8 protein-coding genes are annotated in these 12,036 nt (G+C 65.6%); 3 read left to right on the forward strand and 5 right to left on the reverse strand.

Annotated features, from left to right (window positions below):
• Window positions 1-5: 5 nt before the first annotated feature.
• Window positions 6-749: a 30S ribosomal protein S2 gene (gene rpsB, locus NG900_RS12055; protein WP_252680469.1), complete on the reverse strand. Its 744-nt coding sequence runs from the start codon at window positions 747-749 to the stop codon at window positions 6-8.
• Between the two features lie 304 nt (window positions 750-1,053).
• Here rpsB and map point away from each other — a divergent pair, with 304 nt between their 5' ends.
• From map to NG900_RS12070, 3 genes are all read left to right on the forward strand, one after another.
• The gene (gene map, locus NG900_RS12060) at window positions 1,054-1,878 is read left to right on the forward strand and encodes a type I methionyl aminopeptidase (RefSeq protein WP_252680471.1); all 825 of its coding nucleotides are present in this window, start codon (window positions 1,054-1,056) and stop codon (window positions 1,876-1,878) included.
• 120 nt (window positions 1,879-1,998) lie between these two features.
• Window positions 1,999-4,584: a [protein-PII] uridylyltransferase gene (locus tag NG900_RS12065; protein ID WP_252680473.1), complete on the forward strand. Its 2,586-nt coding sequence runs from the start codon at window positions 1,999-2,001 to the stop codon at window positions 4,582-4,584.
• Entirely contained in the window at window positions 4,568-6,529 is a 1,962-nt protein-coding gene (locus NG900_RS12070) for a pseudouridine synthase (RefSeq protein ID WP_252680475.1), read from the forward strand. The genes NG900_RS12065 and NG900_RS12070 overlap by 17 nt, the downstream gene beginning before the upstream one ends.
• 70 nt (window positions 6,530-6,599) lie before the next feature.
• On the opposite strand, the gene NG900_RS12075 is transcribed toward NG900_RS12070, so the two are convergent.
• The 4 genes from NG900_RS12075 to NG900_RS12090 all read right to left on the reverse strand — a co-directional run bounded on the left by NG900_RS12075 (window position 6,600) and on the right by NG900_RS12090 (window position 12,025).
• Window positions 6,600-7,730: an alpha/beta fold hydrolase gene (locus tag NG900_RS12075; protein WP_252680477.1), complete on the reverse strand. Its 1,131-nt coding sequence runs from the start codon at window positions 7,728-7,730 to the stop codon at window positions 6,600-6,602.
• A gap of 74 nt (window positions 7,731-7,804) precedes the next feature.
• Window positions 7,805-8,338 carry a peptide deformylase gene (gene def / locus NG900_RS12080; protein WP_252680479.1) on the reverse strand — a complete coding sequence of 178 codons (534 nt, stop codon included), beginning with the start codon at window positions 8,336-8,338 and terminating at the stop codon, window positions 7,805-7,807.
• 14 nt (window positions 8,339-8,352) lie between these two features.
• Entirely contained in the window at window positions 8,353-10,776 is a 2,424-nt protein-coding gene (ligA, locus tag NG900_RS12085) for an NAD-dependent DNA ligase LigA (RefSeq protein ID WP_252680481.1), read from the reverse strand.
• A gap of 10 nt (window positions 10,777-10,786) precedes the next feature.
• The gene (locus tag NG900_RS12090; RefSeq protein WP_252680915.1) at window positions 10,787-12,025 is read right to left on the reverse strand and encodes a cell division protein ZipA C-terminal FtsZ-binding domain-containing protein; all 1,239 of its coding nucleotides are present in this window, start codon (window positions 12,023-12,025) and stop codon (window positions 10,787-10,789) included.
• Between the last annotated feature and the right edge of the window lie 11 nt (window positions 12,026-12,036).

Genomic DNA, 12,036 nt, shown 5'->3' on the forward strand with positions numbered 1-12,036 from the left:
GTGTATTAGCCTTCTTGGACTTCGACGAAGTCGTCACCGCCGCGAGCGGCTTCCACCACTTCCTGGACCGCGTTTGCACGGCCTTCCAGGATCGCGTCGGCCACGCCGCGCACGTACAGTGCAACAGCCTTGCTCGAGTCGTCGTTGCCCGGGATGACGTAGTCGATGCCTTCCGGCGAGTGGTTCGTGTCAACCACGCCGATCACCGGAATACCCAGCTTGGCAGCCTCGGTCACGGCAATCTTGTGGTAGCCAACGTCCACCACGAAGATGGCGTCCGGAATGCCGCCCATGTCCTTGATGCCGCCGATTGACTTCACCAGCTTGTCCATTTCGCGCTCGAACATCAGCGCTTCCTTCTTGCTCATGGTCTCGGTAGCGCCAGCTTCCTTGGCAGCTTCCATGTCCTTGAGGCGCTTGATCGAGGTCTTGACCGTCTTGAAGTTGGTCAGCATGCCGCCGAGCCAGCGGCTGTCGACGAACGGCATGCCAGCGCGGGAGGCTTCTTCAGCCAGGATCTCACGCGATTGGCGCTTCGTGCCGACGAACAGGATGGTGCCCCGGTTGGCTGCCAGTTGGCGCACGTACTTCAGTGCGTCCTGGTACATCGGCAGCGTCTTTTCCAGGTTGATGATGTGAATCTTGTTGCGATGGCCGAAGATGAAGGGGGCCATCTTGGGGTTCCAGAAGCGGGTCTGGTGGCCAAAGTGGACACCGGCTTCCAGCATTTCGCGCATGGTCACGGACATGAAATTCTCCAGTCGGGTTAGGTCTGAAGCCGCCTCAGACACCCCTCGCATGCGATACGAGAAGCACCCGCGGTGAAGCGGCTCGCGATTTCAAGCGCCACCAGCCACACGGCCGGCAACTGCTTAGCCAGCGATTATAGCGGCAAAAACCCAATCCACTCAAGACCTTCCGAACATCCACAGCAGTCGGGCGAAGACCGATGCCCGGCGCCCGAAAACCCCGTCCGGGCCGCTTTGGTGCGATAATTCACCCTTTAGCCCCCACGCGGCGCCCAACCCGCTCGCGTGTAGAAAGAGTCACAGCATGGCCGTTACCATCCACACCGCCGAAGACATTGCGCAAATGCGCGTGGCCTGCCGGCTTGCGTCCGAAGTCCTCGATTACATCACCCCGTTCGTGACGCCCGGCGTGACGACGGGCAAGCTGAACGAGCTCTGCCACGCCTACATGCGTGACGTGCAAGGCACTGTGCCGGCACCGCTCAACTATGCGCCGCCCGGCTATCCGCCTTTCCCCGGATCGATCTGCACGTCGGTCAACGATGTCATCTGCCACGGCATTCCGGGCGATAAGACACTCAAGAACGGTGACATCGTCAACCTGGACATCACCGTCATCACCAAGGAAGGCTATTACGGCGACACCAGCCGCACCTTCATCGTCGGTGAAGGCTCGATCCTGGCCAAGCGCCTGACGCAAGTGACCTTCGAGTGCATGTGGAAGGGCATCGCCGCGGTACGCCCCGGCGCACGCCTGGGCGACATCGGCCACGTGATCCAGCAGCACGCAGAAGCCGCCGGCTACAGCGTGGTGCGCGAATACTGCGGCCACGGCATCGGCAAGGTGTTCCACGAAGACCCGCAAATCCTGCACTACGGCCGTCCGGGCACGGGCATGGAGCTGAAGGCGGGCATGATCTTCACGATTGAACCGATGATCAACGCAGGCAAGCGCGACATCCGCACGATGCCCGACCAGTGGACCGTCAAGACGCGCGACCGCAGCCTGTCGGCACAGTGGGAACACACGCTGGTGGTCACGGAAACCGGCTACGAAGTGCTGACCGTTTCGGCGCTGACCCCGCCGGCACCGGAATTCGTGCGCGAAGGTGCGCCGGCCACGGCCTGATCCCAACGGGCGGGCCGCGCGATCAGCAGCGGCGACGTCGCTCACGATCTCGCTTCGGCATCGGCCTAACTCTTGCAGCGACCGGCTCGTTCCGGTCGCTGTTTCATTCACGCTCCATTCATGCACACCGCTGCCGCCGCCCCTGCCGAAGCCTCTCCGCGCGACACTCTGAAGCTCGAGCGCACGCGCCTGTTCGCGCAGTTCGACCAGCACGCGAACGTGCAGCAACTTGTCACCAAACTGGCCCGCGCGGTGGATCACGCGCTGGTGCAGCTCTGGCAGGAAGCGCAGATGCCGGCCGACTGTGCGCTGATCGCGGTGGGCGGTTATGGCCGCGGCGAGCTGTTCCCGCATTCCGACGTCGACATTCTGCTGCTGTTGCCGCACTCCGCCGACAAGGCGCTGGAGACGCGCCTGGAAGCCTTCATCGGCCGCTGCTGGGACATGGGGCTGGATATCGGCTCTTCGGTGCGCACGGTCGACGAATGCATCCGGGAAGCCGAGCAGGACGTAACAGTGCGCACCTCGCTGCTCGAAGCCCGCCTGCTGACCGGCGATGAGGGCCTGTATCGCACGTTCGAGACGCACTACCAAGGCCATCTCGATGCGGCGGATTTCTTCCAGTCCAAGCTACTGGAAATGCGCCAGCGGCATGCCAAGTACCAGGACACGCCCTACTCGCTCGAGCCCAACTGCAAGGAAAGCCCCGGCGGGCTGCGCGACCTGCAGGTGATTTTGTGGATGACGCGGGCGGCGGGCTTCGGTTCAAGCTGGAACGAGCTGCTTGCCAATGGGCTGCTTACACGGCGTGAAGCGCAGGAACTGACGAGCAACGAGCGCTTGCTCAAAACCGTGCGCGCACGCCTGCATCTGCTGGCCGGTCGCCGCCAGGACGTGCTGGTCTTCGACCTGCAAACGCAACTGGCCGAGTCGTTCGGCTACCGTCCGACCACCGCCAAGCGCGCCAGCGAACAGCTCATGCGTCGCTATTACTGGGTCGCCAAGGCAGTCACGCAGCTCAACACGGTGGTGCTGCAGAACATCGAGGCGAGGCTGTTCCCGAGCGAGCTGGAAATCACGCGCAAGATCAACGAACGCTTTGTCGAGCGGCAAGGCATGCTGGAGATCGCCGACCCAGACCTCTACCAGCGCGAACCGACGGCCATTCTCGAAACCTTCCTGCTGTACGAGCAGACGCGCGGCATCAAGGGGCTGGCAGCCAGTACGCTGCGCGCGCTCTATAACGCCCGCACGTTGATGGATGCGAAGTGGCGCAAGGACCCAGCCAATCGCGCGCTGTTCCTGTCGATCCTGCAGCAGCCGCAGGGCATCACGCACGCGTTGCGGCTGATGAACCAGACCAGCGTGCTGGGCCGCTACCTGATCAACTTCCGCCGCATCGTCGGGCAGATGCAGCATGACCTGTTCCACGTCTACACGGTGGATCAGCACATCCTGATGGTGGTGCGCAACATTCGGCGCTTTGCCATCGTCGAGCACACGCACGAGTTCCCGTTCTGCAGCCAGCTGATGGCGAACTTCGACAAGCCGTGGGTGCTGACCATCGCGGCGCTGTTCCATGACATTGCCAAGGGGCGCGGCGGGGACCACTCCGTGCTCGGCATGGCCGACGCGCAGCGCTTCTGCAAGGAACACGGCATCGCAAAGGAAGACACCAGCCTGATCGTCTGGCTGGTGCAGCACCACCTGACCATGAGCCAGGTCGCACAGAAGCAGGATCTGGGCGACCCGGAAGTCATCCGCCAGTTTGCCGACCTGGTCGGCACCGAGCGGCGCCTGACCGCGCTGTATCTGCTGACGGTGGCCGACATTCGCGGCACCAGCCCGAAGGTATGGAACGCCTGGAAGGGCAAGCTGCTGGAAGACCTGTACCGCATGACGCTGCGCGTGCTGGGCGGCGCCACCACCGACCAGCACGCCGTGCTCGAAAGCCGCAAGGAAGAAGCACGCGCCCTGCTGCGTCTGGCCGCGATGGACGACACCGCGCACGAGGCGCTGTGGAAGCAGCTCGACGTGGGCGTGTTCCTGCGCCATGACGCGCGCGACATCGCCTGGTTCACACGGCATTTCTACAACCGCGTCGACACCACGGTCCCGATCGTGCGCGCCCGCATTTCACCGGCGGGCGTCGGGCTGCAAGTGGCGGTGTACTCGCCGGATCGGCCCGACCTGTTCGCGCGCATCTGCGGTTATTTCGAGCGAAAGAGCCTGTCGATTCTGGACGCCAAGATCCACACCACCAAGCACGGCTACGCGCTCGACACCTTCCAGGTGGCCGACCCGAGCAGCAGCCTGGTGGAACCCGGCCACTACCGCGACATCATCACGCTGGTCGAGCATGAACTGGCGGAGCAGATCTCGCGCGAAACCGCCCTGCCCGAACCGCCGCGCGGACGCATCTCGCGCCAGTCGCGCAGCTTCCCGATCAAGCCGCGCGTGGACCTGCGCCCCGACGAGCGCGGCCAGTACTACCTCCTGTCCATCTCCGCCACCGACCGCACGGGCCTCTTGTATGCCATTGCCCGCGTGCTTGCCCACCACCGCGTGTCGGTGCACACCGCGCGCATCAACACGCTCGGCGAGCGCGTGGAAGACATTTTCCTGGTCGACGGCACACGCCTGACCCAGGACAACAAACTGCAGCTCGAGCTTGAAAGCGAGCTGCTCGATGCGCTCGCCATCTGAGCGCCAAGGTTTTTTCATGACGACCGATTCTGACGATTTCCCGAGCGACGACGCACAAGACAACGAGCGGCGCCGCTCCGACCCGACCCAGCGCGCCACGCGCCCGGGCAAGCGCACCACCCTCGGCGTGCGCCGCGACGACGAGGGCAATGCCGTGCGCTCGACCGGCAAGCCCCTGCGCGCTTCCGACCTGAACCGCGACCGACTGCCGCTACGCCCGTCGCAACGTCGCTCGAAGCCGGAAGAAGGCGCCGGCAAGCCGCCGCGCCGCGATGACGATGGCCAGACCCGCGACGCCAAACCGCGACGCATGCAAGGTGACCGTCCGCCGCGCCGTTTTGACGACGAACGCCCACCGCGCAAGTTCGGCGACGACCAACGGCCGCCGCGCCGCTTCGAGGATCGCCCGCCTCGACGCTTTGACGATGAGCGTCCGCCGCGCAAGTTCGGCGACGATCAACGGCCGCCGCGTCGTTTCGAGGATCGCCCGCCTCGACGCTTTGACGATGAGCGTCCGCCGCGCAAGTTCGGCGACGACCAACGGCCGCCGCGCCGCTTCGAGGATCGTCCGCCTCGACGCTTTGACGATGAGCGTCCGCCGCGCAAGTTCGGCGACGATCAACGGCCGCCGCGTCGTTTCGAGGATCGCCCGCCTCGACGTTTTGACGATGAGCGTCCGCCGCGCAAGTTCAGCGACGATCAACGGCCGCCGCGTCGTTTCGAGGATCGCCCGCCTCGACGTTTTGACGATGAGCGTCCGCCGCGCAAGTTCGGTGACGACCAACGGCCGCCGCGTCGTTTCGATGACGAGCGCCCGCCGCGCCGCTTCGAGGATCGCCCGCCACGCCGGTCCGATGACGAGCGTCCGCGCCGGTACGGCGATGACCAGCGCGCCCAGCGTCGTGATGGCGACCAGCGCCCGCCTCGCCGTTTCGATGAGGAGCGCCCGCCCCGCCGGTATAGCGACGACCAACGTCCTCCGCGACGGTTTGACGACGAACAACGGCCGCCGCGACGCTATGGCGATGACCGCGCCCCGCGCCGTTTCGACAACGACCGTCCGCCGCGCCGCTTCGAAGACCGCCCGGCTCGCCCACAGCGCCCCGAGCGTGAGGGGCGCGCACCGCGCGAGGTTGAAGCGCAGGCGCCGCGCCAAGCCGCGCACGCCGAGACGAGCGGGCTGGTGCGGCTGTCCAAGCGTATGTCGGAACTGGGTCTGTGCTCGCGCCGCGAGGCTGACGAGTGGATCCCGCGCGGCTGGGTGCTGGTGGATGGCGAGCCGGTGACTGAGCTGGGCTCCCGCGTGAAGCCGGATGCGATCATCGAGATCCATCAGTCGGCACGCTCCGAACAGGGCGAACGCGTGACCGTGCTGCTGCATAAGCCGGTCGGCTATGTGTCGGGGCAGGCGGAAGACGGCTATCAGCCGGCCGCCGCGCTGTTCGTGCCGGAAAACCAGTGGGAAGGCGACCCCACGCGCAAGCGCTTCGCGCCGTGGCAGCGCAAGGCGCTGGCGCCGGCCGGGCGGCTGGACATTGACTCCACCGGCTTGCTGGTGCTGACGCAGGACGGCCGCGTGGCGCGCCACCTGATCGGCGAGGATTCGACCGTCGAGAAGGAATACCTGGTGCGCGTGGTGTGGGATTCGCCGGAAGGCCGGATCGAACACGACATCTCCAAGGTCTTCCCGGAAGAGCTGATGGAGAAGCTGCGCTTTGGCCTGTCGCTCGATGGCGAGGAACTCAAACCCGCGAAGGTGAGCTGGCAAAACGAAGAGCAGTTGCGCTTCGTGCTGCGCGAAGGCAAGAAACGCCAGATCCGCCGCATGTGCGAGCAGGTGGGCCTGGAGGTGGTGGGCCTCAAGCGCATCCGCATGGGCCGCATCGTGCTGGGTGACCTGCCGGTCGGCCAGTGGCGCTTCCTGGGGCCGTTCGAGAAGTTCTGAAGCCAGCCCCGCCCCAACGAAAAAGCCGGTCAGCGCGCCATGCGTTGACCGGCTTTTTTTCTTGCCAGCATCAAAGGTGCGGTGCCTGGCAGGCTGCCCCTGTGGTATTGGCCGATGCCGGCATGCCGAACACGGCCTGCGCGCCGCAGCGCGAAGCGAACATCTTCGACTGATCGTGCCCCACGCCAACGACTTCGTGAGCCTGGTGGTTGATGCGCTTGCGGCCCGCCAGGTGACGCTCGTAGCGCCAGTAATTGCGTGCGCGATCGAGGCGCGTCGGGCCTTCGGCCTCGGCACCGCAGAGCTTGTCGAGCACGCGGTGGTTAGGGTCGTTGTCGTGCGTGCCCACCAGATAGGTCACCTGGCGCTGCGCATAGCGCTTGAACAGTGTCTTGCCATCCTTGCCTGCCGCATACGGAACGATATCGACCATGCCGTACTTGTAGTGGTCGTAGTCGGGGCAGACGCTGGTGTCGTACGGCGCAAAGCCATGACCGCGCGGGCGGTCCGGCGTGAAATACAGGTACGACGATGGATTGGCAATCACGTAGCGCAGGTCGATGCGGCGCTTGCGAATGCCTTCGTCCACGTTGTTGAGCACGGCGTAGCGCTGCACGATCTGGCCACCGCCGGAGTGGCCTGCCACCGTGACGCGTTTCACGTTGGGCGCACGCGCTGGGTCGGTGACGTAGGCGATCAGGTCATCGAGCACCCGCAGCGAGCTCAAGCCGGTGTACGGTGCATTGGTCGCATTGAAGCCGCCGATCCAGCCATCGACCGACCACACTGGCATGCCGTCGAAGCCCTTGCCGGTATCCGGCGTGCCAGGAAAGTTCGGAGCAATCAGCAGGATCTCGTCGGGATTGCGGCCGCTGTTTTTCAGCAACTCGGCGCCGGCGGCGTAGTAGTCGTTGCCGTTGCGCTGCAGGCCATGCTGCACGAAAACAACCTCCTGGATGCCGCGCAGGTCGCCGTCCAGGGGATGGTTGGCATAGACCGGGAAATCGTAGGCCGTTGCTCCGCTGCCCAGATGCACGCGTTGCCTGGCTGGGCCCTGGGGCTTCGCAGCAGTGGCGGCGGCGGGCGTTGCGGTATCAGCCGCAGGGGCTTGCGGGCCCGCGCAGGCCGCCAAGCCCAGCACGGCTGTTACCGCCAACCCAAGCGCCCATCGGCGCCATCCTTTCCGTAGATCACGCTCCATATCGTCTCCGTGGTGGATGGACTGCGCCCACCCGCTCCACGGGCAGAGCGCCCTCCCGGCCCCCCCTGTCACGATCAATCGTCGTGATTGGCAGGCAACTCAGGAAAGAGGATTTCGGTAAAGCCGAAGCGGGTGAAGTCTTTCACACGCATGGGATACAGCACGCCCTGCAGGTGATCGCATTCGTGCTGCACGACGCGGGCGTGGAAGCCCTCGGCAATGCGGTCGATGGCGTGGCCGTGCTGGTCGAAGCCGGTATAGCGCAGGCGCGTGTGGCGCGGCACCACGCCACGCAGGCCGGGCACGGAGAGGCAGCCCTCCCAGCCGTCTTCCATCTCATCGGTCAGCGGCTCGATGACGGGGTTGATGAGCACCGTCTTGGGTACGGCCGGCGCATCCGGATACCGATCGTTGCGATCGAACCCGAAGATGACGACCTGCAAGTCCACGCCGATCTGCGGAGCTGCCAGGCCAGCACCGCGCGCCGCATCCATGGTGTCGAACATGTCTTCAATCAGCGCAGTCAGCTCGGGCGTGTGAAACCGCTCGACCGGTTTGGCCACGCGGAGCAGACGGCTGTCGCCCATCTTCAGGATGTTTCGGATCACGCCTCGTCTCCTGGCTATTTTTGTAACAGCGCGAGCATACCCGCTTCGTCCAGAACCTTCACGCCCAGCTCTTCCGCCTTGGCCAGCTTGCTGCCGGCTTCTTCACCGGCGACAACGTAATCGGTCTTCTTCGACACCGAGCCAGACACCTTGGCGCCCGCGGCTTCCAGCATGGCCTTGGCCTCGTCACGCGTGAGGTTGGGCAGCGTGCCGGTCAGGACGACGGTCTTGCCGGTCAGCACGCCCTCCTCGGCGGCCTCGGCGGGCATGGCAGCAAGCAACTCGCCGCGCAGGGCATCGAGCTTCGCCAACTGCGCGCGATGATCATGCGCACCGAGCCACTCGAGCAGCGAGGCAGAGACATCTGCCGGCAAGCCGGCCAGTTGCCCGGCTTCCACGTCAGCCAGCTGCGCAAGCGTGGGCGCAACCGCCGCCAGCTGTTTGGCGCGCGTGGCCGTCAGCTTCGGCACGCCGAGCGTGGCGTACAGCTCAACGGGCTCCAGCTTTTCGCGCAGCTTCACACTGGGTGCATGCTCGCCCTGCGGCACAACACCGGCTTCGAGCAACGCATCCAATGCCTGCTGGTTCTTCGGCTCGGCAAAGAAATCGGCGATGGCCTCGGCCACCGTGGCGCCTACGTCCGGCAACGCCAAGAGCAACGGCGCCGGTGCACGCCGGATCACGGCCAGGCTGCCCAGCCAGTCAGCGAGTGTCTTGGCGGTCGATTCACCCACGTGGCGAATGCCAAGCGCAAACAGGAAGCGCGCCAGCGGCGGCGTCTTGCTGGCCTGGACGCCCTCCAGCAGGTTTTCTGCCCACTTGGTGGCGATCTTGCCGGCGGCCACCGTCTCCGGAGTCACGCCGTCGCGCTCATCGGCGCGGCGTTTCATCTCCAGGAAGTCTTCGAGTTTGAGCTTGTACAGGTCGGCAATGCCGTGCACATAGTCGAGCTCGACCAGATTGTCGATGTAGCGCTCGCCCAAGCCTTCGATGTCCATCATGCGGCGGCCGGCGAAGTGGCGAATCGCCTCCTTGCGCTGCGCCGAGCAGAACAGGCCGCCCGAGCAGCGCGCCACTGCCTCGCCCTCTTCGCGCACGACATGCGAGCCGCACACCGGGCAGTGTTTCGGCAATTCGAACGGCGGGTACTTCGGCTGTTGCTGTGGGTTGAACAAGTCGCTGCCCGGCACGTCATCCATCGGGCGGCGATCAAGCACCACGCTGACCACTTCGGGGATCACGTCGCCGGCGCGCCGCACGATCACGGTATCGCCCACGCGCACGTCCTTGCGGCGGACTTCGTCTTCGTTGTGCAGCGTCGCGTTGGTGACCGTCACGCCACCGACAAACACTGGCACCAACCGCGCCACCGGCGTGATGGCGCCCGTGCGCCCGACCTGCACGCCGATCGACTCCACCGTGGTGAGTGCCTCCTGCGCCGGATACTTGTGCGCCACCGCCCAGCGTGGCTCGCGCGTACGGAAGCCCAGTTCGCGCTGCAACGCCAGCGAGTTGACCTTGTAGACCACACCGTCGATGTCGAACGGCAGGCTGTCGCGCTTGGCGCCGATGGCGTCGTGGAATTCGACCAGGCCATCGCCGCCCTTTACCTCCGCGCGCTCCTTGCTGACCGGAAAGCCGAACGCCTCCAACGCATCGAGCATGCCGGAGTGCGTCTCGGGCATGCCCTTCCAGCCGACCACCTCGCCCAGGCCATACGCGAAGAACGACAGCGGGCGCTCCGCGGCCATCTTCGGGTCGAGTTGGCGCACGGCGCCGGCAGCCGTGTTGCGCGGGTTGACGAAGGTCTTGTCACCGCGCTCGCGCTGACGGGCGTTGAGCTTTTCGAAATCGTCGCGACGCATGTAGACCTCGCCGCGCACTTCCAGCACGTCGGGCATCTCACCGTCGACCGAAGACAGCCCCAGCGGAATCTGCCGGATCGTGCGGATGTTCTGCGTGACGTCTTCACCCGTGGTGCCATCGCCACGCGTGGCGGCCTGCACGAGATAGCCGCGCTCGTAGCGCAGGCTGATCGCGAGGCCGTCGAACTTCAATTCGGCCGCGTATTCGACAGGCGGATCGGTGTCATCGAGACCCAGTTCACGGCGCACGCTGGCGTCGAATGCGCGGGCACCGTTTTCGGTGGTGTCGGTCTCGGTGCGGATCGACAGCATGGGGATGACATGCTTGACCGGCGAGAACTCAGGCAGCACCGCACCGCCCACCCGCAGCGTGGGCGAGTCGGGCGTCTTCAATTCGGGGTGTTCGGCTTCCAGCGCTTCCAGCTCGCGGTAGAGCCGGTCGTATTCAACGTCGGGCACGCTGGGCTGGTCGAGCACGTAGTACTCGTGGGCGTAGCGGTTCAGCTCGGCGCGCAGCCAAGCTGCCCGCGTCGCGGGCGCGGTACCGGACGCGGGTTCTGCAGTCTTGCTCATCGTGGATCCGTCAGTGGCTGAACAGCCGCACCGCGGTGCTGGAACCGGCCGGAATACCGCGCGATTCGAGCTTGTCGTACAGCACCCGCAGTTGCTTCTGGATGGCGACGAACGACTGTTCCGTCAGCGGACGCAGGTTGTCATCCACCACCTGCGCGCCCATGCGCTGCGACAGCGTATAGGCGTATTCGCACACCAACTTGAAGGGCTTGGCCGATTCCTCGGCTACCGGCACGTCGAGCAACAGCGTGATCTGACGGCCCGCCTTCACGGTCAGGTCATCGCGCAGGAAATTGGTATCGCCAAACTGCAGCGTAAACAGCGCGCGCTGCACGCCGTCTGCGCCGGCATGGAAGCGCGTGAAGCGCGTGCCGTCGCGCGAGAGCACGAGGCCGTCCTGCGTGGCCACCGTCTGCACATAGGCGGCCGACCACGGCGCACCATCGGAGATCACGCTCACGCCCAACTGCACGTCGCACTCGGCGGCAAACGCGTCGAGCTCGCGCGCATTGGAAATCGTCTCGTTCATGTCCGGCAGCTCGGGCACGGCATCGGCAGCTTCCGACAGCGGATCGATCGCGTTGATGAATTCCGAGAACTCCAGCGCATTCAGCGGGCCGGTGCGGTTGGCCAGCTGCACGGCCACCTGCACATCGAGATAGCGCTGACCGGCGCGGATGGCTTCCCACGCGTTGGCGGCGGGGTTCAGGCCTTCCACGTGGATCTGCTTGGTGCCCGCACGGCGCAGCTTGGCCAGCGCAGGCAGCAGCCGGTCGCCGGAGACTTCGCGCTCAGGGTGCAGCGGCACGATGCAGTCGATCAGCGGGTCGATCACACCGTTGGCCGGTTCCAGCGAACCGGGTGCGGGCTCGGTCGCCTCTTCCGTGTCAGACGCCTCGACCGTTTCCAGTGCGGCCTCGTCGCCGGAAGGTGCGAGTTCTGCGCCGATTACGCCGGCTTCAGTTTCGGCGCTACCCGTGGCAGCTGCCGCGTGCGGCTTGGCCGAAAAGCCAGGCTCAAGACGCGGCTCGACACGGCCGGCCTCCTCACGCTCGCCGCCCAGCGCGGGCTCGGCACGTTCGGTCCAGCCGCCTTCAGGATGATCCCGGCGCGGGGGTTCGTCGGCGGGCGGGTTGTACGCCTCGGGGCGGCGCGCCTTGCGGATCTGCCACTGGTTGTACACCACGATCACCAGCACAAACACCACGCCGGCGCCCAGCAGCGCCATCACCAGATTGTTGTCTTGCACGAGTTGAGACA

Origin of the sequence: Ralstonia soli (assembly GCF_023955655.1) — a bacterium.
Classification (GTDB): Bacteria; Pseudomonadota; Gammaproteobacteria; order Burkholderiales; family Burkholderiaceae; genus Ralstonia; species Ralstonia soli.